The 23467-nt window shown below is 64.9% G+C and carries 19 protein-coding genes; 6 read left to right on the top strand and 13 right to left on the bottom strand.

The window, feature by feature from the left end; translation table 11 throughout:
- Positions 1 to 7: 7 nt before the first annotated feature.
- Both APT63_05490 and APT63_05495 read right to left on the bottom strand, forming a co-directional pair.
- Positions 8 to 853: an AAA family ATPase gene (locus APT63_05490; GenBank protein AMA45126.1), complete on the bottom strand. Its 846-nt coding sequence runs from the start codon at positions 851 to 853 to the stop codon at positions 8 to 10.
- Between the two features lie 444 nt (positions 854 to 1297).
- The gene (locus tag APT63_05495; protein AMA45127.1) at positions 1298 to 2371 is read right to left on the bottom strand and encodes a hypothetical protein; all 1074 of its coding nucleotides are present in this window, start codon (positions 2369 to 2371) and stop codon (positions 1298 to 1300) included.
- 124 nt (positions 2372 to 2495) lie between these two features.
- Here APT63_05495 and APT63_05500 point away from each other — a divergent pair, with 124 nt between their 5' ends.
- Complete coding sequence (locus APT63_05500) at positions 2496 to 3470, top strand: cysteine synthase (protein AMA45128.1); 975 nt, start codon at positions 2496 to 2498, stop codon at positions 3468 to 3470.
- Between the two features lie 202 nt (positions 3471 to 3672).
- Positions 3673 to 4608, top strand: a complete 936-nt coding sequence (locus APT63_05505; GenBank protein ID AMA45129.1) for an aspartyl beta-hydroxylase — start codon at positions 3673 to 3675, stop codon at positions 4606 to 4608.
- 80 nt (positions 4609 to 4688) lie between these two features.
- Here the strand turns inward: APT63_05505 and APT63_05510 are convergent, their stop codons facing one another.
- The 3 genes from APT63_05510 to APT63_05520 all read right to left on the bottom strand — a co-directional run bounded on the left by APT63_05510 (position 4689) and on the right by APT63_05520 (position 7491).
- On the bottom strand, positions 4689 to 5135 hold the full coding sequence (locus APT63_05510) for a hypothetical protein (GenBank protein ID AMA45130.1): 447 nt from the start codon (positions 5133 to 5135) through the stop codon (positions 4689 to 4691).
- Positions 5136 to 5272: 137 nt separating this feature from the next.
- Complete coding sequence (locus APT63_05515) at positions 5273 to 6151, bottom strand: multidrug DMT transporter permease (GenBank protein AMA45131.1); 879 nt, start codon at positions 6149 to 6151, stop codon at positions 5273 to 5275.
- Positions 6152 to 6618: 467 nt separating this feature from the next.
- Positions 6619 to 7491 (bottom strand): hypothetical protein, encoded by an 873-nt coding sequence (locus APT63_05520; protein ID AMA45132.1) that lies wholly within the window; start codon positions 7489 to 7491, stop codon positions 6619 to 6621.
- 126 nt (positions 7492 to 7617) lie between these two features.
- Between APT63_05520 and APT63_05525 the strand changes: the two genes are divergently transcribed.
- Positions 7618 to 8454 (top strand): GntR family transcriptional regulator, encoded by an 837-nt coding sequence (locus tag APT63_05525; protein ID AMA45133.1) that lies wholly within the window; start codon positions 7618 to 7620, stop codon positions 8452 to 8454.
- On the opposite strand, the gene APT63_05530 is transcribed toward APT63_05525, so the two are convergent.
- The 4 genes from APT63_05530 to APT63_05545 form a co-directional block, all read right to left on the bottom strand.
- Positions 8455 to 8835: a hypothetical protein gene (locus APT63_05530; protein ID AMA45134.1), complete on the bottom strand. Its 381-nt coding sequence runs from the start codon at positions 8833 to 8835 to the stop codon at positions 8455 to 8457. It abuts the gene before it with no gap.
- Between the two features lie 129 nt (positions 8836 to 8964).
- The gene (locus APT63_05535; protein AMA45135.1) at positions 8965 to 10803 is read right to left on the bottom strand and encodes a multidrug ABC transporter ATP-binding protein; all 1839 of its coding nucleotides are present in this window, start codon (positions 10801 to 10803) and stop codon (positions 8965 to 8967) included.
- 54 nt (positions 10804 to 10857) lie between these two features.
- Positions 10858 to 11415 (bottom strand): peptidylprolyl isomerase, encoded by a 558-nt coding sequence (locus APT63_05540; GenBank protein ID AMA45136.1) that lies wholly within the window; start codon positions 11413 to 11415, stop codon positions 10858 to 10860.
- Positions 11416 to 11634: 219 nt separating this feature from the next.
- A complete protein-coding gene (locus tag APT63_05545; GenBank protein AMA45137.1) occupies positions 11635 to 12558 on the bottom strand; it encodes a LysR family transcriptional regulator in 924 nt (307 codons plus the stop codon).
- A 129-nt stretch (positions 12559 to 12687) separates the two neighbouring features.
- Between APT63_05545 and APT63_05550 the strand changes: the two genes are divergently transcribed.
- Both APT63_05550 and APT63_05555 read left to right on the top strand, forming a co-directional pair.
- The gene (locus APT63_05550; protein AMA45138.1) at positions 12688 to 13287 is read left to right on the top strand and encodes an FMN-dependent NADH-azoreductase; all 600 of its coding nucleotides are present in this window, start codon (positions 12688 to 12690) and stop codon (positions 13285 to 13287) included.
- Between the two features lie 1008 nt (positions 13288 to 14295).
- The gene (locus APT63_05555) at positions 14296 to 15033 is read left to right on the top strand and encodes an amidotransferase (GenBank protein AMA45139.1); all 738 of its coding nucleotides are present in this window, start codon (positions 14296 to 14298) and stop codon (positions 15031 to 15033) included.
- 107 nt (positions 15034 to 15140) lie between these two features.
- Here APT63_05555 and APT63_05560 read toward each other — a convergent pair whose 3' ends face one another.
- Genes APT63_05560 through APT63_05570 form a run of 3 tightly spaced genes read right to left on the bottom strand, consistent with a single transcriptional unit; the run spans position 15141 to position 20878 of the window.
- Positions 15141 to 16568, bottom strand: coding sequence for a multidrug transporter (locus APT63_05560; protein AMA45140.1), 1428 nt, complete (start codon positions 16566 to 16568; stop codon positions 15141 to 15143).
- Entirely contained in the window at positions 16565 to 19717 is a 3153-nt protein-coding gene (locus tag APT63_05565) for a multidrug transporter (protein AMA45141.1), read from the bottom strand. Before APT63_05565 ends, APT63_05560 begins: the two co-directional genes overlap by 4 nt.
- Positions 19718 to 19720: 3 nt before the next feature.
- Positions 19721 to 20878, bottom strand: a complete 1158-nt coding sequence (locus APT63_05570) for an efflux transporter periplasmic adaptor subunit (GenBank protein ID AMA45142.1) — start codon at positions 20876 to 20878, stop codon at positions 19721 to 19723.
- 288 nt (positions 20879 to 21166) lie between these two features.
- On the opposite strand from APT63_05570, the gene APT63_05575 reads away from it, so the two are divergent.
- Positions 21167 to 21799, top strand: a complete 633-nt coding sequence (locus APT63_05575) for a TetR family transcriptional regulator (GenBank protein AMA45143.1) — start codon at positions 21167 to 21169, stop codon at positions 21797 to 21799.
- 35 nt (positions 21800 to 21834) lie between these two features.
- Here the strand turns inward: APT63_05575 and APT63_05580 are convergent, their stop codons facing one another.
- On the bottom strand, positions 21835 to 23289 hold the full coding sequence (locus APT63_05580; protein AMA45144.1) for a disulfide bond formation protein DsbA: 1455 nt from the start codon (positions 23287 to 23289) through the stop codon (positions 21835 to 21837).
- Between the last annotated feature and the right edge of the window lie 178 nt (positions 23290 to 23467).

The following is a 23467-nucleotide window of genomic DNA, read 5'->3' on the forward strand; positions in this document are numbered from 1 at the left end:
GCTCCCGTCAGCGGTGGCCGCGCCGACTCATGAACGCCAGGCGTTCGAGCAGGTGCACGTCCTGTTCGTTCTTCACCAGCGCGCCGGCCAGGGGCGGGATGGCCTTGGTCGGATCGCGCTCGCGCAGCACGGCCTCGCCGATGTCGTCGGCCATCAGCAGCTTGAGCCAGTCGACCAGCTCCGAGGTCGAGGGTTTTTTCTTCAGGCCCGGGACCTTGCGCACATCGAAGAACACCTCCAGCGCTTCGTTGACCAGCGTCTGACGGATGGTGGGGAAGTGCACGTCGACGATCCGCTGCAAGGTGGCGCGGTCGGGGAAGGCGATGTAGTGGAAGAAGCAACGACGCAGGAAGGCGTCCGGCAGCTCCTTTTCGTTGTTGGAGGTAATGATGATGATCGGGCGGTGTCGAGCCTTGATGGTCTCGCCGGTTTCGTAGACATAGAACTCCATGCGGTCGAGTTCCTGCAACAGGTCGTTGGGGAACTCGATATCGGCCTTGTCGATCTCGTCGATCAGCAACACCACGCGCTCCTCGGCCTCGAACGCCTCCCAGAGCTTGCCCTTCTTCAGGTAGTTGCGCACGTCATGGACCTTGTCCACGCCCAACTGCGAATCCCGCAGACGGCTGACCGCATCGTACTCGTACAGGCCTTGCTGGGCCTTGGTGGTGGACTTGATGTGCCAGGTGATCAGGCGGGTCCCGAAGGCGTCGGCCAGTTGCTCGGCCAGCAAGGTCTTGCCGGTCCCGGGCTCGCCCTTGATCAGCAAGGGGCGCTCCAGGGTGATGGCGGCGTTCACGGCCAGCTTCAGATCATCGGTGGCGATGTAGGCAGAGGTGCCTTCGAACTTCATGCAGGGCTCCTTGGGTGACCGGCGCGCACAGGGGGCGCCTGGATGGATGGGTCCGACTATAGCGTGGCGACCCAGGGTGGGGAATGCCTGAGCCGGGCAGGGCACCCCGACAGGAGCCGCTCACCCGTAGTCCCACAGCGGGGCTGCAGGCTATCGCGGTCACCTATGGGAGTCCGCCCGCCGCCTTGGCGCCGCGCTATCGCAGAGAACATGACGATAGCTGGCAGGATCCGAAGCTTCATTGCTGATCGATTTAGGGCCGCTTTGCGGCCCATCGCGGCACAGGGGCCGCTCCTACACCCGTAGTTCCACCGCGGGGTTGCAGGCTATCGCGGTCACCTGTGGGCCCCAGCCGGGGCGCCGGACCGGCCGCGATTGGGCCCGCAGGGCCCACCAAGTCAAACGACTCCATCTCCCACGTTACCGCTACGCTCCAAACCACCTTCACGACGCCTCCGGCTTGGGCTGCTCGTACCGCGCATTGAAGGCCTTCACGAACCCATTGCGCAGAATCTGCAGGAAAGCCTCCAGCGCACTGATGTCCTGCTGGTGCACGTTGCCGCTCAGCTCCACGCGCGTGGCGAACTGGTTCTTGGGCTGATTCTTCAGCACGCTTTCGGTGCCGCCGACCACGGCCTCCCAGATCGAGCGGAAGAAACCTTTGTCCTTGTCCTCGACGTCCTGCTGCCAATTAAAGACGTCCACATCGCGCAGCAACGGCTTGATGTAACCGTTCAGGCGGCCGTTTTCGGCCTGGGCCTCGATCACCAGGTCGCCATGCCCGGCATTGAAGTCGAACTTGCCATAGGCGCTGGCGAAGTCGTTGATCTTGCGCAGTTGGATGTCCGTGGCACGCAGACGGAACTCGAAGTCATCGAAATCGCTGAACGGATCGAACGTTGCGGTACTGTCGACCCGCGCGTCGCCGAACAACCGGGCCTTCGCCTCGAAGCTGGCATCGCGACGCCCTTGCTGGTCACGCACGTTGGTCAGGTTACGGATACTGGCCTCCAGTTGCGTGGCCTTGAGGTTCACCTGAGGTTTGCTGTTGAAGTTGCGAAAGCTCAGCGTCCCGTGCTGGATGCGCACTTCGTTCAAGGTGATGGGCAGCAGTTTGTCCAGCTGCTGGCGCCAGTCGGTGCCACGGCCGGTCTGCGAGTTCTGTCGGCTGCCGCCGTCGACGAAGTTGAGCACCGGCTGATCGAAGGTCACCTCGGCCACTACCGCATGGTCTTCCCACAAGGCCTTCCAGCTCACCGACAGGTCGATCAGCGGTGCCTCCAGCAGCGGTACCGGAACCTTGCCGGTGGTCTTGACGATCTTCAGGCCCTTGATCTGGTAGGCGCCGCGCCACCAGGCCAGGTCCACGTCCTGCACCTGGCCGCGGTACTCGCCCATGTCGGCCAGCTTGTCGTTGAGGGAGTTTCGCACCAGCGAGGGCAGGGCCAGGTGCACGATCAGCAGCAGCAACGCGAGACTCAGCAGACCGATCAGCGGCCAACGGTATCGACCTTTCATCGAAGGCTCTCCAGGACAGGTATGTGGTGGACCTTGAGCGGGAGAGGGGAGTTCTGGTGGGCTTTACGCTCCGCACGGGCAGGCTTACCCTTTGGGTTTTCCCGCACGGTTACAAGGACCTGCCATGAGCCGTATCTACGCTGACAATGCCCACTCCATCGGCAACACGCCGTTGGTGCAGATCAACCGCATCGGCCCGCGCGGGGTGACCCTGCTGGCCAAGATCGAAGGGCGCAACCCCGGCTACTCGGTCAAGTGCCGGATCGGCGCGAACATGATCTGGGAGGCGGAAACCAGTGGCAAGCTCAAGCCCGGCATGACCATCGTCGAACCCACCTCGGGCAATACCGGTATCGGCCTGGCCTTCGTCGCGGCCGCCCGCGGCTACAAGCTCATGCTCACCATGCCGGCCTCGATGAGCCTGGAGCGGCGCAAGGTGCTCAAGGCCCTGGGCGCCGAACTGGTGCTGACCGAACCGACCAAGGGCATGAAAGGGGCCATCGAGAAAGCCGAGGAGCTGCTGGCCAGCGACCCGGCGCAGTATTTCATGCCGGGCCAGTTCGACAACCCGGCCAACCCGGCCATCCACGAAAAGACCACGGGCCCCGAAATCTGGAACGACACCGACGGCGCGGTGGACGTGCTGGTCGCCGGCGTCGGCACCGGCGGTACGCTGACCGGCATTTCCCGCTACATCAAGCACACCCAGGGCAAGCCGATCCTGTCGGTGGCGGTGGAGCCGATCAGCTCGCCACTGATCACCCAGGCCCTGGCCGGTGAGCCGCTGACCCCCAGCCCGCACAAGATCCAGGGCATCGGCGCCGGTTTCGTGCCGGGCAACCTGGACCTGTCGCTGGTCGACCAGGTCGAGACCGTCGGCGACGAGGAAGCCAAGGCCATGGCCCGGCGACTGATGCAGGAGGAGGGGATTCTCTGTGGCATCTCCTGTGGCGCGGCGATGGCCGCAGCGGCCCGCTTGGCCGAGAAGCCCGAGATGCAGGGCAAGACGATCGTGGTGATCCTGCCCGACTCGGGCGAGCGCTACCTGTCGAGCATGCTGTTCAGCGACCTGTTCACCGAGCAGGAAATGCAGCCGTAATACAGGCGTGACCGGCCTGTCGCGATCGGTGGCAGGTGCGTGGTCATTGCTCTGGCGCAAGGCACGGGCGCCAGCGCCAGTGCATCATCGCCCGTCCGCTCGATGGCCTGGGCTGTTCTTACCGGCCTCGGATGGGTTTATGATGCACGGCTGATTTCCCAGGCAGGCCGTCATCGCTTGCTTGTTCCCGAAGGAGTGTCGCATGACCGTTTCATTCGCCATCAAGGCGGCTGTGCTGCTGGTGTTCTTCGGCAGCGTCCTGTTCGTGCACCTGCGCGGCAAGGCGCGTCTGCCGGTGCTGCGCCAGTTCGTCAATCATTCGGCGCTGTTCGCGCCGTACAACAGCTTGATGTATCTCTTTTCCGGCGTGCCATCCAAGCCGTACCTGGACCGCAGCCGCTTCCCCGAGCTGGACATCCTCAAGGACAACTGGCAGGAAATCCGCGAAGAGGCCATGCGCCTGTTCGACGAGGGCTACATCCGTGCCGCCGAGAAGGACAACGATGCCGGGTTCGGCTCGTTCTTCAAGAAAGGCTGGAAGCGGTTCTACCTGAAGTGGTACGACAAGCCGCTGCCGTCGGCCGAAGCGCTGTGCCCGCGCACTGTGGAGCTGGTCAATCGCATCCCCAACGTCAAGGGCGCGATGTTCGCGCTGCTGCCCGGCGGCAGTCACCTGAACCCGCACCGTGACCCGTTCGCCGGTTCGCTGCGTTACCACCTGGGCTTGTCCACGCCGAACTCCGACAACTGCCGGATCTACGTCGATGGCGAGCCCTATGCCTGGCGCGATGGGCAGGACGTGATGTTCGACGAGACTTTCGTGCACTGGGTCAAGAACGAGACCGACGTGACCCGCGTGATCCTGTTCTGCGATGTGGAACGGCCGCTCACCAGCCCGCTGATGACCCGCATCAACCGCAAGGTCAGTGCCTTCCTCGGCCGCGCCACCGCACCGCAGAACACCGACGACGAACGCGTGGGCGGCATCAACCAGGCGTATGCCTGGAGCAAGCGCTTCAGCAATCGCATCAGTGGTCGCGTCAAGACGTTCAAGCGCGCCAATCCGAAGGCCTACCGCGTGCTGCGGCCGGTACTGGCGGTGGTGGTGGCGTACCTGTTGTTCCGCTGGTTGTTCTGATTCCAGCGTCCCAGGGCGGCTTCCCTCGCGGCGTCGACGTACGTGTCGAACCTGGGAAGCGGCCCTGGCCCCAGCGTCGTTCAGCGGCCCGCCTGGGCCCGACGCTGAGGTTCGACGGCCAGCTCCGCCACGCGCTCGCGCAGCGCCAGTACGCCGTCACGCCAGGCGTCGTTCTTGTCGGATTCCTCATACAGCTCCGCCAGTTCCGACGACCCACCCAGCAGCCGGTCGATGGCCTGCAGGGCGGTATCGTTCGACACCTGCGCGTCGCGCCCAGCCTGCGCGTTCAACCATTCAGGCAAGTCTTTCTGCGCCAGGAAGAGGGGTGACGGGCTGCCGCGCAGTGCGCAGAGTACCTCGATCGCCGCCAGGGCCAGCTCGGCCGAAGGGGCCTCCAGATAATCTTCCTGCTCGACCGCGTCCTGCACGGCCTGGGTGACCAGTTCGAGGTCGCCCTTGGCGGTCAGGTCGTCGAGAAAGTCAGCGGCTTCGTCGTTGCCGAATGCGTGTAGTGCCCAAGTGCCCATGGTGAGTATCCCTGTCTAAAAAGTCGCTGAGAGATGGCGCCAGAGGCGGTGCCGGGAGTCGCACCCACAGGGTAGCCGCAATCGTGCGGCTGTGTATCGGCCGTGCATCACAAAACGTACCTCTCAGCGACAGGCGACTACCGCATCTTCGAGGGTTTCAGTACCAGCCACAGCGCCGCTGCGATCAGCGCCCCACCATAGGCATGGGCCCAGGACAACGGTTCACCCAGCAACCAGGCGCCCCACAACACGCCAAACACCGGGATCAGAAAGGTCACGGTGCTGGCCTTGACCGGGCCGATCTCGGCCAGCAGGCGGAAGTACAGGATGTAGGCGAACGCCGTGCAGATCAGCCCCAGGCCAAGCAGCGACAGCCACACCGCCCAACCGCCCCAGTGCGCCGGCGGTTGGGTGAAGACGCTCCAGGCGAACAGCGGTGTCAGCAGTAGCGTGGCGCCCAGCATGCTGCCCAGGGCCGCCAGCCGACTGTCCAGGCCACCGACCCAGCGACGTGCCAGGTAGCCTGCAAAGCCATAGCACGTGGTGGCCCCCAGGCAGGCCAGGGCGCCTTGCAACAGGTGGGCGTCCAGTGCCACCGGCCCGGCGCCGCTGAGGATGCCGACGCCCAGCAGACCGAGAAAGATGCCGCCCAGCTTGGCCAGGGTCATGGGCTCCTTGAAGCACAGCACGCCGATCAGCACGCCCATCAGCGGCGTGGTGGCGTTGAAGATGGCCGAGTAGCCGGCGGGCAGTACCTGCGCGGCGACTGAGTAGAGGGTCGCAGGGATGCCCGAGTTGATCATGCCCAGCACGATGCAGACCGTCAGCTTGCCCTCGAAGCGCCATTTCACCCCGGCCACGCCCAGGATCAGCAACAGGCCCAGGCAGGCGATCGCCACCCGGAAGAACGCCGTGGGCACGGTGCCCAGCTCGGGCGCGATGATGCGCATGAAGAGAAAGCTGGCACCCCAGACGGCGGCGAGGGTCAGCAGACGGGCGAGGGCGATCGGGGGCACACGAAACTCCGGCAGAAAGAAGCGCCTGGTGGGCGTCGGCCCGGGAGTGTACGCGACTCCTGCCGTTTGGGTCGCATGGGGGCTCTGGCAGGTCGAATCGATTTCTCGGTTGGGATGGGGTTATCTGTGATGCAGGCGGTGGCGGACCTGACGCCATCGCGGGCAAGCCCGCTCCCACAGGGGACTATGGGAGCAACTGTCTTTTTCTACTGGGTACATGCCCGACCGCATGGGCTGATGTGTGGGCTTGCCCGCGACGCAGGCGGCGCCTATCGCTGGCAAGCCAGCTCCCACCCAGATCTCTGCAGCCTTCGGCCTAGGCATGGCTGCGCAAGCAGCTTGTGGGAGCGGGCTTGCCCGCGATGGCGTCCGATCCGTCATCGCCTATCCCACAGGCAAGCCCGCTTCCCCAGATTTTGACCCAGGCCACCTACCACCCCGATGATTGCCATCGTTCACGGTGTGCATCACGCCTCCTTGAGGCACTTCAGCGCGCTGAAGTCCTGGCGCACCTTGTCCAGTCGGTTCTGGAGGCGCTGGCGCTGCTCGGGCGAGCTGTCCTGAAGCAGGTCGACCATCAGGCTGCGCGCCTGGGTTTCGGTCTGCTCGAAAGCCTGACGGTATGCAGGCGTCCAGAGGCTGTCCTTGTGTTGCAGCAGTTGCGCCATTCGTGCCGCGAAGCCCGGGGTCTGGCGCTGCTCGACGGCCGACAGCAGCTGTTGCTGCCATTCGGCGCGGTTGGTGATCCAGGCGCGGTTCTGGTCGCCCAGCGCCTGCGACCACTGCACCACGCGCTGGTGCTGGGCCGGGCTGAGCGCACCCAGCCACGGCTTGAGGCGTTTCTCCATGCGCTCGGCACGTTCGTCGATCTGCTGCGCCAAGGGGGTGTCGACGTACTCGGCCCGCCGCTCACGGATGTCCTTGGCGAAGGCCTCGCGCAGCTCGCCCACCTGTGCGTCGCTCAAACCGGCCAGCAATTCGGTGGCCGAGGGGGTGATCGCTTCGGCGACCCGCCCGATGGCCTCGCGTGCCTCCTCGGTGCGCTGGCGCAAGGCAGCGTCGGTGACGGCATTCTGGGCCACCATCGTGCGCACGCGGTCGAGCCAGTGCAGATAACCCGGCAGCTGGGTCTGGCAATGCCAGGCCAGGTGCTGGTGCAGGCGCTGGTCGAGCCAGCGCTTCTGCTCGCGGTCCATGTCCAGGTAGTCGTTCAGCGACCAGGGCACCAGGACGTCGAGGTTGCGGTAGGCCAGGTCGATGCGGCTGCAGGCCGCCAGGCTCGACAGCACGAGGACGGTCAGCAGCAGGGCGCGTAGGCGAAGCGAAAGGCGAGTGGGCATGGGCGACTCCTGGCCAGGGCATGCCCAGGTGTAGACGGGCGCTGGTCGGGACGGTTCCACCACGGTTCGGGCAGTGTCCCCGGTTCGGGTGTAGAATGGCGGCCTTGTCTGGAGGATTTATCGGTTATGGCTCTGCTCGGGCGCTTCAACAGTTTGCAAATCGTGAAACACACGGACTTCGGCCTGTACCTGGACGGTGGCGCCGACGGCGAGATCCTCTTGCCACGTCGCTACATCCCGAAGGACACCCCGACCGAGGTCGACGACTGGCTGAACGTGTTCATCTACCTCGACAGCGAGGACCAGCTGATCGCCACGACCGAAAAGCCCAAGCTGCAGGTCGGCGGCTTCGCCAGCCTCAAGGTCAAGGACATCAACAACGCCGGCATCTTCCTCGACTGGGGCCTGTCCAAGGACCTCCTGATGCCGTACTCCGAAGAGCAGCGCCCGCTGAAGATCGGCGACTACTGCGTGGTGCATGCCTACCTCGACAAGCGCACCCGGCGCATCACCGCCACGGCGCGGCTGGACCGCTACCTGGACCGCACACCGGCCAACTACGCGCCTGGTCAGGCCGTGCGGCTGCTGATCGCCGGCGAGACGCCGATGGGCTTCAAGGCGATCATCGAAGACCGCCACTGGGGCCTGATCCACAAGAACGAAGTGTTCAAGTTCCTGCGCTCGGGCATGCAGGAAAGCGGCTTCATCAAGGAGGTGCGCAGCGACGGCAAGGTGTCGTTGAGCCTGCAGCCGGTCGGTCAGGCGCTGTCCGATGACTTGCAGCAGCAGATCCTGACGCGCCTGGACGAGGCCGGTGGCACGCTCGAGGTGTCCGACAAGAGCGCCCCCGAGGTGATCAGCCGCCTGTTCGGTGTCAGCAAGGGCAACTTCAAGAAGGCCATCGGCGGCCTGTTCAAGCAGGGGCGTATCGTCATCCATGACGACCGCATCGAGCGGGCCTGATCAGGCCTGCACGAACGGCGCGAAGTCCAGCTGCTCGCCACCGGGACGGGTGTCGCGCAGCAGGGAGTCGCGGTCGGCGCTCAGCGCCAGGCTGATGGTCGAACGGCGCTTGCCGGCGTTGCGCACTTCCATCTGCTCCTGATGCGCCCGCAGGAAATTCACCGGGACTTTCAGGTGTTGCAGGGTGTCGGTGTCCGGCGTGTGCAACAGCAGGTTGACCCAGTCCGGCTGCCCCTTGCGCAGCAGCGCGACAGGGACTTCGAACCACCACAGCTGGCGCTTGGGGTCGAGGATCGCGAACAGGGTGTTGTCGCGGGTAAGCACCGGGCGCGTCAGCGTTTCGTTGCGACGGGCGATGGCAGAGGGTTTGTCCAGTTTCATGCGGGTTCCTGCGGCGAAGCGGAAGGGGGCGGAGCGGGCAGGGCGGCCACGTGATGCGGGCGCCAGCCCCGGCGAGGTGCCAGGCGCGCATTGTGCGGCCAGCCACCTCGCCAGACAACCCTGGCCTGCTCAATCGACCCCGACGAAGCCACCGGTCTGATGCTGCCACAGGCGCGCATACAGCCCGCCCTTGGCCAGCAGCTCGGCATGGCTGCCGATTTCCACGATCTGGCCCTGCTCCAGCACCACCAGCCGGTCCATGCGCGCGATGGTCGACAGGCGGTGGGCGATGGCGATCACCGTCTTGCCCTGCATCAGCGTTTCGAGGCTTTCCTGGATCGCGGCCTCGACTTCCGAATCCAGCGCCGAGGTGGCTTCGTCCATGATCAGGATGGGAGCGTTCTTCAGCAGCACGCGGGCGATCGCGATGCGCTGACGCTGACCGCCGGACAGCTTCACGCCACGCTCGCCGACGTGTGCGTCGAAGCCCGTGCGCCCTTCGGCATCGGACAGCAGCGGGATGAACCCGTCGGCCCGCGCGCCACGCACGGCCGCCCAGACCTCTTCTTCGCTAGCCTCCGGCCGGCCATAGCGCAGGTTCTCCCGGATCGAGCGGTGCAGCAGCGACGTGTCCTGGGTGATCATGCCGATCTGCGCACGCAGGCTGGCCTGGCTGACATGGGCGATGTCCTGACCGTCGATCAGGATCCGTCCGCCGTCCAGGTCGTACAGGCGCAGCAGCAGGTTGACCAAGGTCGACTTGCCGGCACCCGATGGGCCGATCAGGCCGATCTTCTCCCCCGGTCGGATCTGCAGGTCCAGCCCGTCGATCACCTTGTTGCCCTGGCCGTAGTGGAAGGCCACGTGTTCGAAACGCACCTCGCCGCGCCGCACCTGCAGCGGTGGGGCATCGGGCCGGTCGGTCACCGTCACCGGCTGGGCGATGGTGCGCAGCCCGTCCTGTACCATACCGATGTTCTCGAAGATGCCGTTGACCACCCACATGATCCAGCCGGACATGTTGACGATGCGGATCACCAGGCCGGTCGCCAGGGCGATGGCGCCAACGCTGATCAGCGAGCGACTCCACAGCCACAGCGCCAGGCCGGTGGTGAGCACCACCAGCAGGCCGTTGAGCGTGGTGATGACCACGTCCATGCTGGTGATCACCCGCGAGGCCAGCTGGGTCTTCTCGGTCTGCTCGCGGATCGCCTCGCGCGCGTACTGGCGCTCGTGGTCGGTGTGCGCGAACAGCTTGAGCGTGATGATGTTGGTGTAGCCATCGACGATGCGCCCCATCAGCCGCGAGCGGGCATCGGACGAGTCCACCGAGCGTGCCTTGACCCGCGGCACGAAGTGCATCAACGCAGCGATGTACAGGACGATCCAGGCCAGCAGCGGCAGCATCAGGCGCCAGTCGGCCTCGGCGAACAGCACCAGCGCGCTCATGGCATAGACCAGCACGTGCCACAGCGCGTCCACCGCCTGCACCGCAGAATCGCGCAGCGAGTTGCCGGTCTGCATGATGCGCTGGGCGATGCGGCCGGCGAAGTCGTTCTGGAAGAAATTCAGGCTCTGCTTGAGCACATAGGTGTGGTTCTGCCAGCGGATCAGGCTGGTCATGCCAGGGTTGATGGTCTGGTGCACCAGCAGGTCGTGCAGGCCGAAGAAGATCGGCCGCAGCACCAGCACCACCACCAGCATCCAGGTCAGTTCGCCGGCATGGGCGCTGAAGAAGCCGGGGTCAGGGGTGCCCTGGGCCAGGTCGATGATGCGGCTGAGGAAGCTGAACATCGCCACCTCGATCAACGAGGCCACCAGCCCGACCACCAGCAAAGCGACGAAGCTGGGCCAGACCTGACGCAGGTAGTAGAGGTAGAACGGCAATACCTTGCCAGGCGGCGCCTCGGTGGGCGCCTCGCGGAAGATATCGATCAATTGCTCGAAACGGCGATACAGCTTGGACATCTGGGCTCCTGTTCAGCGCGACCGGGGTCGTTCACGTCCGTGTGATACCCCGGTTCAGTCGAGGCGCTTGGCCGACTGGATCAGGATGGGATCCTTGGGTACGTCGCGCATGCCTTTCTGCATGCCGGTGGGGGCGTGGACGATCTGGTCGACCACCTCCATGCCCTTGGTCACCTTGCCGAACACGGCATAACCCGCATCCCGGCCAGGGTCGAGGAAAGCGTTGTCAGCGACGTTGATGAAGAACTGGCTGGTGGCCGAGTTCGGGTTGGCGGTGCGTGCCATGGCCAGGGTGCCGCGAGTGTTGTGCAGCCCGTTGCTGGCCTCGTTGCGGATCGGGTCACGCGTCGGCTTCTGCTCCATCTGGGTGGTGAAACCACCGCCTTGCACCATGAAGCCTGGAATCACGCGGTGGAAGATCGTGTTGTTGTAGAAACCGCTGTCGACGTAGGCCAGGAAGTTCTGGGTGCTGACCGGGGCCTTTTCGGCATCCAGTTCGATCTCGATGGTGCCCAGGCTGGTGCTCAGCTGGACGTGCGGCTGCTTGTCGGAAGCCAGGGCATGGGTGGCGAAGGCGAGCGAGCAGGCAGCCAGGAAAAGGGGTTTCAACATGGGTTCAAGGGTCCTTGGGAAATGGATACGGCCACCGCGCTTGCCGGACGGGCCTGGCCAGACGCGGCGATGACGCGGGTAGGGTGCCGCGAAACGCCGACTACCGCCAGTCACGCGTGGCGCGTTGTCAGGCGGCCAGTGGCTTAAGCTGTGACACGATGTGACCGTCCCGGCATGCCCTCACTGTCCGACCCTGTCAGTCGTCAGGCGTTCCGAACGTCAGGCCTGAGCAGGCGCGACGAAGGGCACGTCCAGCGGGGCGGTGTCGAAACGGTGCAGCAGGTCGATCAGGATCTGCGTGGCCGGGCCCAGGGCCTTGTCCTTGCTGGCATACAGGTAGAACAGGGGATGACGGCTGCCGCCCTGGTCCAGCGGCAGAGGCTTGAGCAGGCCTTCGCGCAATTCGCGTTCGATCATGTGCCGCGGCAGCCAGGCGAACCCCAGCCCACTGCCGACGAAGGTTGCGGCTGTGCCGAGGCTGCCCACCGTCCAGCGGTGTTCGGCACCGAGCCAGCCGACGTCGCGCGGCTGTGCACGCCCAGAATCGCGGATCACCACCTGCAGCTGGCTTTCCAGGTCCTGGAAGGTGAGCTGGCGATCGAGGCGGTGCAGGGCATGCTGAGGGTGTGCGACGGCGACGAATTCCACGGCGCTCAGTTCGGTGCCCAGGTAGCCCTGCAGGTTGAGGCTGCTGATGGCCAGGTCGGCGATGCCGTCCTTGAGCACTTCCTCGACACCTGACAGTACTTCTTCGCGCAGACGGACCCGGCAACCCCGGCTCTGCGGCACGAAGGCGGCCAGGGCCCGAACCAGCCGGGCGCTGGGGTAGGCGGCATCGACCACCAGGCGCACTTCGGCTTCCCAGCCCTGTTCCATGTGATGGGCCAGGTCCTCGAGCTGGCTGGCCTGCTTGACCAGTTGCCGCGAACGTCGCAGCAGCATGTCGCCGGCTTCGGTGAGCACGGCCTTGCGCCCGTCGATGCGCAGCAGGGGGACGCCCAGTTGCGTCTGCATGCGCGCCACGGTGTAGCTGACCGAGGATTGGGAACGGTGCAGGGCTTCGGCGGCCTGGGCGAATCCGCCGTGATCGACCACGGCCTGGAGGGTTCGCCACTGATCCAGGGTGACGCGAGGCGCTTTCATGCAGGGCTCCTGAGCGGTTAAAGAACGGTTTTATCGATAGGTTGACCCGAACTTTTGCGCTTTTTTATCGATAGGTCAATCGCTAATCTGCGCCCATCGAATCGCCACCCTTCATTTCCGGAGTCTTCCATGTCCCACGCCCTGATCATCGAAAGCAGCGCCCGCCAGCAGGATTCGGTGTCCCGCCAGCTCACCCGCGACTTCATCGCCCAATGGAAGGCCGCGCACCCTGAGGATGTACCGACGGTGCGCGATCTGGCGGTCACGCCGGTGCCGCACATGGCCATGGACCTGCTAGGCGGGTGGATGAAGCCTGAGGACCAGCACAGCGCCGAGGAGCGTCAGGCCCTGGCGCGGTCGAACACGTTGATCGATGAGCTGTTGCAGGCCGATGTGCTGGTGCTGGCCGCGCCCATGTACAACTTCACCATTCCCAGCACCTTGAAAGCCTGGCTGGACCATGTGCTGCGTGCCGGCGTGACGTTCCAGTACACCGCCAATGGCCCAGTGGGCCTGCTCGAAGGCAAGCGGGCGATCGTGCTGACCGCACGGGGCGGGCTGCATGCCGGCGCTGCCAGCGATCATCAGGAACCCTACCTGCGTCAGGTCCTGGGGTTCATCGGGATTTCCGATGTCGCCTTCGTCCATGCCGAAGGCTTGAACATGGGCGGCGATCATCAGGAGAAGGGCCTGAGCCAGGCTAAGGCGCGCATGGCCGAGCTGGCCTGAGGCCGACCAGGCCCGCAAAGAGGTGAGGGGCAAGCCAACAGGTTCGACACCGTGTTGGCTTCATCGCCGGTAAGCCAGCACCTACCAGCACAAGCGCGGCCTGCCGAGAAATATGGGTTTGAGCGACTTCCTGTGGAAGTCCGCCCGCCGCCTTGGCGCCGCGCTGTCGCGCAAAGAACATGGCGATAGCTGGCAGGATCCGAAGCTTCATTGCTAATCGATTTTAGGGCCGCTTTGCGGCCCATCGCGGCACAGGGGCCGCTCCTACACCCGTAGTCCCACCGCAGGGTTGCAGGCTGTCGCGGTCACCTGTGGGAGCGGCCCCAGTGCCGCGATTGGGCCCGCAGGGCCCACAAATCCTGAAGTTATTCCTTTTAAAATTAACAAGATATTTTATGTTCTATGAAAGCTGGCTTGCCAGCGATGAAACCCATGCGGTGTCGACCTTTTCAGGCATGCACCCAAGCCACGGCGAATCGCTGAGCGAGCGGCAAGATCCGCGCCTGGTGGCGTGCAGACAACTGAGCGTCGCCCTCCAACCCATGCCCTCGTCACCCAAACAAACGCGTCAGGTTCGGCAAGATCAACAACAGGGTCGTGGCGAACAGGATGAGACCTGCCTGGCGGACTTTCGAATCTCTGAACATGGCGGACTGCCTTCTTTTTGTTATTCCTGAGAGAGCCTGGTTTTCCTTGTCATGCAGGTAGAACGTGACAGCATCCCCCGCTGTTTCACGCCCTGTCTTTCATACTGCGTATATAACCTACCGCAGGGTCAGCGCGACGATCCCTTGAGAACGCTTTGTTCTAACCTTATGCCCATTCATGCAAGAACAGCAGGGCATGTTCGGTGAACACGCTGACATACCTGAACTAGACACGGGTGATCGCCGAACATGCGGACGACCCGACGAACGCCACTCGTCAGGTGGCTTCCCCTTGCTTGTACGTGGCTTTCGCGGCACGCTCTACCGGTCCATCCACTTCATGTCGTTCAGGATTACCCCTATGTCGCTACGCCTCTGCATCCTGGAAACCGACGTCCTGCGGCCAGAGCTGATCGCGCAGTACCAAGGCTACGGAAAGATGTTCGAACAGCTGTTCGCACGCCAACCGATCGCCGCCGAGTTTCAGGTGTACAACGTGATGAACGGCCAGTACCCAGACGAGGCCGAGGTGTTCGATGCCTACCTGGTGACGGGCAGCAAGGCCGATTCGTTCGGCGATGATCCCTGGATCCAGACGCTCAAGGTCTACTTGCTCGAGCTGTACGAACGGGGCGAAAAACTGCTGGGCGTGTGCTTTGGGCACCAACTGCTGGCCCTGGTCCTGGGCGGGCAGGCAGAGCGTGCGCCGCAGGGGTGGGGGGTCGGCGTGCACCGCTACACGTTGGACGCGCATGCACCCGGGATGGATGAAGCGGTATCGGAGCTGACCTTGCTCATCAGCCATCAGGATCAGGTCACGCGCCTGCCCAAGGGCGCCCAGGTCATCGCCTCCAGTGAGTTCTGCCCTTACGCGGCCTACCACATCGGCGATCAGGTGCTGTGCTTCCAGGGGCATCCCGAGTTCGTGCACGACTATTCCAAAGCCTTGCTCGAAGCGCGCCAGCACCACTTCGACGAAGCCGTCTACGAGAGAGCCATGGCCAGCCTGGCCGAGGCACATCAGGGCGATCTGGTGGGGTTGTGGATGTTGCGCTTCATCGGCCATCCGCCTGCCGAGGCGCGCCAGGCCGCGCAGTAGGCAGGAGACGCCCGGCAGCACGGCGGGCAGCAGACACACAGCGGCCCCAGGGCCCGCACCTTCGATGAAACCTCCGTCGAAGGTGCGGGCCCTGGGGCCGTCTGGTCTTACAGCTGGGCCTGACCGGTACGCTCGTACCAGCCGCCACCCAAGGCCTTGTACAGGTTGACCTCGCTGGTCAGCTGCGTCAGGCGATCGGTGATCAACGACTGCTCGGCGCTGAACAGGTTGCGCTGGGCGTCGAGGAAGGTCAGGTTGCTGTCGATCCCGATCCGGTAGCGACGCTCGGCCAGGCGGTAGTAGTCCTGGTTCGCGGCGACCAGGTCACGTTGCGCCTGGACCTGATCCTGGAAGGTCTTGCGCGCCGCCAGGCCATCTGACACTTCCTGGAAGGCCGTCTGGATGGTCTTCTCGTAGCGGGCCACGTTGATGTCCTTCTGGATCTTGGCGTAGTCCAGGCTGGCCTTCAGGCTACCGGCGGTGAAGATCGGCAGGTTGATCTGCGGCTGGAACAGCCAGGTGCCCGAGCCGCCCTTGAACAGCCCGTCGGCGTCGGCACTCAAGGTGCCGGCGTTGGAGGTCAGGCTGATGCTCGGGAAGAACGCCGCACGGGCTGCGCCGATGTTGGCGTTGGCAGCCTTGAGCAGGTACTCCGCTTCCTGGATGTCCGGACGCCGTTGCAGCATGTCCGACGGCAGGCCAGCCGGGACATCGGCCAGCTTGGTGTCGTCCAGCTTCGGCGGCTCGGGCAGATCGTCCGGCAGGCCGGCACCGAGCAGCACGGTCAGGCTGTTGATGTCCTGGGCGACCAGGCGCTGGTACTGGGCCAGCTTGACCTTGGCGGTTTCCACCGAGGTCCGTGCCTGGCTCAGGTCCAGCGCCGACGAGACGCCCACCTCGGTGCTGCGACGGGTCAGCGAATAGCTCTGTTCGAACGCCTTGAGGGTGTCCTGGGTCAGCTTGAGCAGCTCACGGTCGGCCTGCCAGGTGTAGTAGGCGTTGGCCACGCTGGCGACCAGGCTGATCTGCGTCGAGCGCCGTGCCTCTTCGCTGGACAGGTAGGTCTGCAGCGCCTGCTCGGACAGGCTGCGTACCCGACCGAACAAGTCCAGCTCATAAGCGCTGATGCCCAAGGTGGCGGAGTACTGGCTGCTGATGGCCGATTGCCCTGTTGGCGAGACCCCGCTCGGCAAGCGCTGGCGCGAGCCAGCGGCGGTGGCCGAGACGGTCGGCAGCAGGTCGGCACGCTGGATGCGGTACTGCGCGCGATAGGCCTCGGTGTTCAGGGCCGCGACGCGCAGGTCGCGGTTGTTCACCAGGGCGGTCTGGATCAGCTGCTGCAGCGCCGGGTCGCGGAACACCTGGCGCCAGCCTTGCTCGGCAGCCGCCACCTCGGCCGACTCAGCCGGGGAGTACTGCGGGCCCTGCGGCCATTGCGCCGGAACCGGCGCCTCCGGCGTCTGGTAGTCGGGAATCAGCGAGCAGCCGCCGAGGATCAGGGCGGTAACCGCCAGGGACAACAAAGACTTGGTCATTGCCCAGCCTCATTACGTGAAGTTTCAGGGGTGTCTGGATGCTTGGGCTCTTTGCTGCCAAACAGCGACGACACGGCGACGAAGAACAGCGGGACCCAGAAGATCGCCAGCACGGTGGCGCTGAGCATACCGCCGATCACGCCGGTACCGATCGCGTGCTGGCTGCCGGAGCCGGCGCCACTGGCGATGGTCAACGGTACCACGCCCAGGATGAACGCCAGGGACGTCATGATGATCGGGCGCAGTCGCATGCGGCAGGCCTCGATGGTCGCGTCGTACAGGCTCTTGCCCTGTTCGTGCAGCTCCTTGGCGAATTCCACGATCAGGATCGCGTTCTTCGCCGCTAGGCCGATGGTGGTCAGCAGCCCGACCAGGAAGTACACGTCGTTGGACAGGCCACGCAGGCTGGTGGCGATCAGTGCCCCGATGATGCCCAGCGGCACGACCAGGACCACGGCGATCGGGATCGACCAGCTTTCGTACAGCGCTGCCAGGCAGAGGAACACGAACAGCAGCGACAGGGCAAACAGCGCCGGCATCTGCGAACCGGACAGTTTTTCCTCGTAGGACATGCCCGTCCAGGCAAAGCCGATGCCGTCCGGCAGTTCGCCGGCGATGCGCTCGACCTCGGCCATGGCGTCACCGGTGCTGTAGCCCGGTGCCGGCGTACCCAGGATCTCGACCGCTTCGACGCCGTTGTAGCGTGACAGCTTGGGCGAACCGTAGGTCCACTCGCCACGGGCGAACGAGGAGAATGGCACCATCTCGCCCGCACCGTTGCGCACATACCACTTCTGCAGGTCTTCCGGGCTCATGCGCGCATTGGCCTGGCCCTGGATGTAGACCTTCTTCACACGACCGCGGTCGATGAAGTCGTTGACGTAGCTGCCGCCCAGCGCGATCGACAGGGTGTTGTTGATGTCGGCGATGGTCACGCCCAGGGCGCTGGCCCGCTCGTCATCGACGATCAGCTGATACTGCGGCTCATCGTTCAGGCCGTTGGGGCGCACGCCGGCGAGGATCTTGCTTTGGGACGCCTTGGCCAGGAACTGGCCCCGCGCTTCCATGAGTTTCTCGTGGCCCAGCCCGGCGCGGTCCTGGAGGAACACGTCGAAGCCGGTGGCGTTACCCAGTTCCAGCACCGCCGGTGGGGCGAAGGCGAACACCATCGCGTCGCGGAAGCTGAAGAAGTGCTGCTGGGCGCGCTCGGCCAGGCCGAACACGCTGTTCTCGGCCGAACGTTCTTCCCACGGCTTGAGCATGATGAACGCCATGCCCGAGCTCTGGCCACGGCCGGCGAAGTTGAAGCCGGTCACGGTGAACACCGACGACACGGTATCGGACTCGTCGCGCAGCAGGTATTCGCGCATCTGGTCGACCACCGATTGAGTACGCTCGGCACTCGAACCGGCCGGGGTCTGCACCTGGGCGAACAGCACGCCCTGGTCTTCTTCCGGCAGGAAGGCGGTCGGGATGCGGGTGAACAGCCAGATCATGCCGACCACGATCAACGCGTAGGCCAGCAGGAACGGCGCCTTGTGCCGCAGGATACCGCCGACGCTGCGCTCGTAGCCGTTGACGCTGCGGTCGAACTGGCGGTTGAACCAGCCGAAGAACCCGCCCTTGGCTTCGTGATGCTGGCCCTTTTTCAGCGGCTTGAGCAGGGTGGCGCACAGGGCCGGCGTGAAGACCAGCGCCACCAGCACCGACAGGCCCATGGCCGAGACGATGGTGATCGAGAACTGGCGGTAGATCACCCCGGTGGAACCGCCGAAGAAGGCCATCGGCAACAGGACCGCCGACAGCACCAGCGCGATGCCCACCAGAGCGCCCTGGATCTGCCCCATGGACCGCTTGGTCGCCTCCTTGGGCGGCAGGCCCTCCTCGGACATCACCCGCTCGACGTTCTCCACCACCACGATGGCATCGTCCACCAGCAGGCCGATGGCCAGGATCATGGCGAACATGGTCAGGGTGTTGATGTTGAAACCGGCCGCCGCCAGGATGCCGAAGGTACCCAGCAGGACCACTGGCACGGTCATGGTGGTGATGATGGTGGCGCGGAAGTTCTGCAGGAACAGGTACATCACCAGGAACACTAGCACCACGGCCTCGATCAGCGTGTGGATCACGCCGCTGATCGATTCGGTGACCACGGGCGTGGTGTCGTACGGGAACACAGCCTTGACGCCCGCCGGGAAGAACGGCTCCAGGTCGGCGATGGTCTGGCGCAGCGCCTTGGCGGTTTCCAGGGCGTTGGCCCCGGTGGCCAGCTTGACCGCCAGGCCCGAGGCCGGCTTACCGTTGAACTGTGCGCTGACCGCGTAGTTCTCGCCCCCCAGGCCCACCTCGGCGACATCGCCCAGGCGCACCTGGGCACCGTCGCGGTTGACCTTGAGCAGGATGTTCTTGAACTGCTCGGCGGTCTGCAGACGGGTCTTGCCGATGATGGTGGCGTTGAGCTGGGTGCCCGGCACGGCCGGCAGGCCGCCCAACTGACCGGACGAGACCTGGACGTTCTGCGCGGTGATCGCCGTGCGCACGTCGACCGGGGTCAGCTGGTACTTGTTCAGCTTGGCCGGGTCGAGCCAGATGCGCATGGCGTACTGGGCGCCGAAGACCTGGAAGTCACCGACCCCGGAGGTCCGCGAGATCGGGTCCTGCATGTTCGAGACGATGTAGTTGGCCAAGTCTTCCTTGGTCAGGCTGCCGTCCTCGGACACCAGGCCGATCACCATCAGGAAGTTCTTGACCGCCTTGGTCACGCGAATCCCCTGTTGCTGCACTTCTTGCGGCAGCAGCGGGGTCGCCAGGTTGAGCTTGTTCTGCACCTGGACCTGGGCGATGTCCGGGTCGGTGCCCTGCTCGAAGGTGGCGGTGATGGTCATGCTGCCGTCGGAGTTGCTCTCCGACTGCACGTAGCGCAGGTTGTCGATGCCGTTGAGCTGCTGCTCGATGACCTGCACCACGGTGTCCTGCACGGTCTGCGCCGAAGCGCCCGGGTAGGTCACGGAAATGGCGATGGCCGGTGGCGCGATGCTGGGGTACTGGCTGATCGGCAGCTTGAGGATCGACAGGGCGCCGACCAGCATGATCACCAATGCGATCACCCAGGCGAAGATCGGGCGATCAATGAAGAACTTGGACATGACTTACTCCCCTTTGCCGCCCGCGTCGGCGGCGCCGGCCTGGCCTTGCTCGCCCGGTTGCTTGACGTTGGTGGCCTCGCTGACCTTGACCTCGGCCCCAGGACGCACGTACTGCAAGCCCTCGGTGATCAGGCGATCGCCCGGCTTGAGACCGTCCTCGATCAGCCAGTCGTTGCCCAGCGTGCGGCTGGCCTTGAGCGAGCGCTGCTCGACCTTGTTGTCCTGGTTGACCACCATCGCGGTCGCCTGGCCCTTGATGTCGCGGGTCACGCCTTGCTGCGGCGCCAGGATGGCGTTCTGGTTGACGCCCGCGCTCAGGCGCGCATGGACGAACATGCCCGGCAGCAGGGTGTGGTCGGGGTTGGGGAACAGCGCGCGCAGGGTCACCGAGCCGGTGGTCTCGTCGACCGACACCTCGGAGAACTCCAGACGGCCTTCCTGTGCGTAGACGGTGCCGTCTTCCAGTACCAGCTGGACCTTGGCGGCGTTGTCGCCGGCGCGCTGCAGCTGACCGTTTTCCAGGTCGCGGCGCAGCTTGAGCAGCTCGGCCGAGGACTGGGTGACGTCGACGTAGATCGGGTCGAGCTGCTGGATGGTGGCCATGGCGTTGGTCTGGGCATTGCTCACCAGTGCGCCTTCGGTGTAAGCCGAGCGCCCGATGCGACCGCTGATCGGCGCCAGCACCTTGGTGTAGCGCAGGTTGATCTGGGCATTCTTGAGCGTGGCCTCGGCCTGCAGCTGCTTGGCGCGCGCATCGTCGTATTCCTGCCGGCTCACGGCCTGCTCGTCGATCAGCTGCTTGTAGCGACCGGCCAACGAGCGGGTGGCCTGGACATCGGCCTGGGCGTTGGCGAGGGTGGCTTCATAGACCGCAGGGTCGATCTGGTAGAGCTGCTGCCCGGCCTTGACGTCGCTGCCTTCCTTGAACAGGCGCTTGAGAATGATGCCGTTGACCTGAGGGCGGACTTCGGCGACCCGATAGGCGCTGGTGCGGCCCGGCAGTTCGGATGTCAGGGTGAAGGGTTGCGCTTTCAGGGTGACGACGCCGACCTGAGGCGCCTGCGCGGGGGGCGCGGCGTCTTCTTTTTTCTGGCAGCCACCGAGCAGGGTGGCCAGGGCGACGGCGGAAACCAGAGCGGAAACGGCTGGCTTGAGTTGCATGACAGTCCTCGGGTCGCAAGAGCAGGGGGACGCTCAGAAGTGATGAAGTGTGCTGTTGGCAATCGGGCGACCCGGCAAGTACCGCTGGGTCAGCAGCGGTATCACCGAGTGGATAAATAGCTTGCTAATGAATATACTTACATTCATGGTTGTTTGTAAACAGCGCTGGTGCGGCCATTTGCCCGCCCCAGCCGTGATAAACGAGACCGGATGCCGCCTTTCGGGACGAGCCCGGCACGATCGCCCCGCGCTCGCACAGCGCAGGGGCGCTGATGAGGTTGTACTGCCATGGTTCGTCGTACCAAAGAGGAAGCCCAGGAAACTCGAAACCAGATCCTCGAGGCCGCGGAAAAGGCCTTCTACAACCGCGGCGTCGCCCGCACCACGCTGGCGGAGATCGCTGAGCTGGCCGGGGTGACCCGGGGCGCGATCTACTGGCACTTCAACAACAAGGCCGAGCTGATCGAAGCGCTGCTCGAAAGCCTGCGCGAGACGCTCGACCCGCTGGCCCGCGCCAGCGAAAGCGAAGACGAACTCGACCCCCTCGGCTGCACGCGGCAACTGCTGGTACGCCTGTTCCGGGAGGTGGTGCAGGATTCGCGCACGCGGCGAATCCACGAGATCCTGCATTACAAGTGCGAATTCACCGACGACATGTGCGAGATACGTCAGCAGCGGCAGAGTTCGATCGTCGAATGCCATGAGAGTATCTCGTTAGCCGTCACCAATGCCGTGCGCCGTGGCCAATTGCCAGATGCCTTGGACACTGACCGCGCCGCGCTCGCGCTGTTCGCTTACATCGACGGGCTGGTCAAGCGTTGGCTGTTGCTGCCGGACAGCTTCGACCTGCTGGGCGATGCCGACAAATGGGCCGACACCGGGCTGGACATGTTGCGCTGGAGTCCGGCATTGCGCAAATGACCTTTTGTGAAGGTGTGTGAAGACGTGTTTCCCTGCTAGCTGCGCCCGCGCAGCGGTCGATCCGGCAGCGCCAGCGCAGCGAGCGTCCCCAGCAGCGAGACGGCGGCGCTGCCGATCAGCAGGTGACGGAACACGCCTGATAATACGGTGGCCACCCCATGGCCCTGGCTGTGCACACTGCCCAACAGCAGGTTGCCCCCTTCGAACCGTCCCAGGCCAGCCTGCAGCATCAGGGCCAGCAGCGCGCTGGACATGCAGGCCACGCCCACGGCACCGCCCAGTGACCGGAACAGGTTGGTGGTGCTGGTGACCACGCCCATGTCGTGAGGCGCCACCGCGCTCTGGGCACCGACCAGCGAGGTGGGAAACTGCAGGCCACAGGCGATGCCGATCAGCAGCAGGCACACCGCACTGGGCAGACCGGCCTGGACGGGGGTGAGGGCCAGGCCCAGGATCGCCACCGGCATCAACAGCGCACCAGTGAGTATTTGCGGCTTGTATCGGCCGGTCCTGGAGGTCAGGCGTCCGCCACTGAACGCGCCAATGGGCAGGCCCATCGCCAGCGGCAGCAGGTGCAACGCGGCGCTGTCGGCACCCGCGCCGGTGACGCTCTGCATGCGCAGCGGCTCGAGCATGGTCAGGGAAATCGACTGGAAGCTGGCGAAGAACAGCGTGGTCCAGCACAGCACGGCCACCGGGTTGCCGAACAGGTGCAGGGGCATCAGCGGTTGCGCGGTGCGACGCTCATGGGCGACGAATACGATCAGGCCGACCAGGGCGACGGCAGCCAGGCCGACCACGGCCGGGCTGGTCCAGGGGTGACCCTGGCCGACCCAGGTGATGCTCAGCAGCAGGCTGCCCAGGCCCAGCGTCAGCAGGACGGCACCCGCATAGTCCACCCGTGCCTCGGGGCGCGTCCGGCCCGACCGGCCCAGCGCACGGTGCAGCGCCCACCAGGTGCACAGGCCCAGGGGCAGGTTGACCCAGAACACCCAGTGCCAGGACAGGTATTCGGTCAGTCCCCCGCCCAGCACCGGTCCTGCCACGCTGGCCACGGCATACATGCCACTGAAATAGCCCTGGTAGCGACCCCGCTCACGGGGCGGCACGAGGTCGCCGACGATCGCCTGACTGACCGAAATCATCCCGCCTGCACCCAGCCCTTGCAGCACCCGCGCCGCGATCAGCTGCGGCATGTCCTGGGCCAGGGCACAGGCCACCGACGCCAGGGTGAAGATCGCCGTGCCGGTCAGGATCATCAGCCGACGCCCGTACAGGTCGCCGAGCTTGCCATACAGGGGCACGGCGATGGTCATGGCCACCATGTAGCCGGACACCACCCAGGCCAGCAGTCCGACATCGCCGAATTGTGCGGAAATGGCCGGCAGCGACACGGCGACGATGGTTTGATCGAGGGCGCCCAGCAGCGTGGCCAGCATAAGGCCGACCAGCGTGGCGCGAGGGATGTTCGGTGCAAGCGAGGCGGTCATGGGGCAGGCCTGGGCAAGGTGGACGTGTCAGTGACGAAACGCAGGATAGCGTACCTGATTCGATAGCTAACTATGTAGTTCCGGCATCCCCTATGCCGGATCTGCATAGGTGCTTTCATTTTGGTATGCCACCTGGCGTGGTAAGGTGACAACGCCAGACAGGCCGAATCACGGGGCT

Source organism: Pseudomonas monteilii, assembly GCA_001534745.1.
Classification (GTDB): Bacteria; Pseudomonadota; Gammaproteobacteria; order Pseudomonadales; family Pseudomonadaceae; genus Aquipseudomonas; species Aquipseudomonas alabamensis.

Excerpts from the sequence above, each read along its gene's own strand:
- APT63_05555 (AMA45139.1), top strand. The coding sequence starts at position 14,296 with ATGTCGCTACGCCTCTGCATCCTGGAAACCGACGTCCTGCGGCCAGAG.
- APT63_05500 (AMA45128.1), top strand. The coding sequence starts at position 2,496 with ATGAGCCGTATCTACGCTGACAATGCCCACTCCATCGGCAACACGCCG.
- APT63_05510 (AMA45130.1), bottom strand. The coding sequence starts at position 5,135 with ATGGGCACTTGGGCACTACACGCATTCGGCAACGACGAAGCCGCTGAC.
- APT63_05505 (AMA45129.1), top strand. The coding sequence starts at position 3,673 with ATGACCGTTTCATTCGCCATCAAGGCGGCTGTGCTGCTGGTGTTCTTC.
- APT63_05520 (AMA45132.1), bottom strand. The coding sequence starts at position 7,491 with ATGCCCACTCGCCTTTCGCTTCGCCTACGCGCCCTGCTGCTGACCGTC.
- APT63_05575 (AMA45143.1), top strand. The coding sequence starts at position 21,167 with ATGGTTCGTCGTACCAAAGAGGAAGCCCAGGAAACTCGAAACCAGATC.
- APT63_05525 (AMA45133.1), top strand. The coding sequence starts at position 7,618 with ATGGCTCTGCTCGGGCGCTTCAACAGTTTGCAAATCGTGAAACACACG.
- APT63_05540 (AMA45136.1), bottom strand. The coding sequence starts at position 11,415 with ATGTTGAAACCCCTTTTCCTGGCTGCCTGCTCGCTCGCCTTCGCCACC.
- APT63_05560 (AMA45140.1), bottom strand. The coding sequence starts at position 16,568 with ATGACCAAGTCTTTGTTGTCCCTGGCGGTTACCGCCCTGATCCTCGGC.
- APT63_05570 (AMA45142.1), bottom strand. The coding sequence starts at position 20,878 with ATGCAACTCAAGCCAGCCGTTTCCGCTCTGGTTTCCGCCGTCGCCCTG.
- APT63_05565 (AMA45141.1), bottom strand. The coding sequence starts at position 19,717 with ATGTCCAAGTTCTTCATTGATCGCCCGATCTTCGCCTGGGTGATCGCA.
- APT63_05535 (AMA45135.1), bottom strand. The coding sequence starts at position 10,803 with ATGTCCAAGCTGTATCGCCGTTTCGAGCAATTGATCGATATCTTCCGC.
- APT63_05490 (AMA45126.1), bottom strand. The coding sequence starts at position 853 with ATGAAGTTCGAAGGCACCTCTGCCTACATCGCCACCGATGATCTGAAG.
- APT63_05545 (AMA45137.1), bottom strand. The coding sequence starts at position 12,558 with ATGAAAGCGCCTCGCGTCACCCTGGATCAGTGGCGAACCCTCCAGGCC.
- APT63_05580 (AMA45144.1), bottom strand. The coding sequence starts at position 23,289 with ATGACCGCCTCGCTTGCACCGAACATCCCTCGCGCCACGCTGGTCGGC.
- APT63_05495 (AMA45127.1), bottom strand. The coding sequence starts at position 2,371 with ATGAAAGGTCGATACCGTTGGCCGCTGATCGGTCTGCTGAGTCTCGCG.
- APT63_05550 (AMA45138.1), top strand. The coding sequence starts at position 12,688 with ATGTCCCACGCCCTGATCATCGAAAGCAGCGCCCGCCAGCAGGATTCG.
- APT63_05530 (AMA45134.1), bottom strand. The coding sequence starts at position 8,835 with ATGAAACTGGACAAACCCTCTGCCATCGCCCGTCGCAACGAAACGCTG.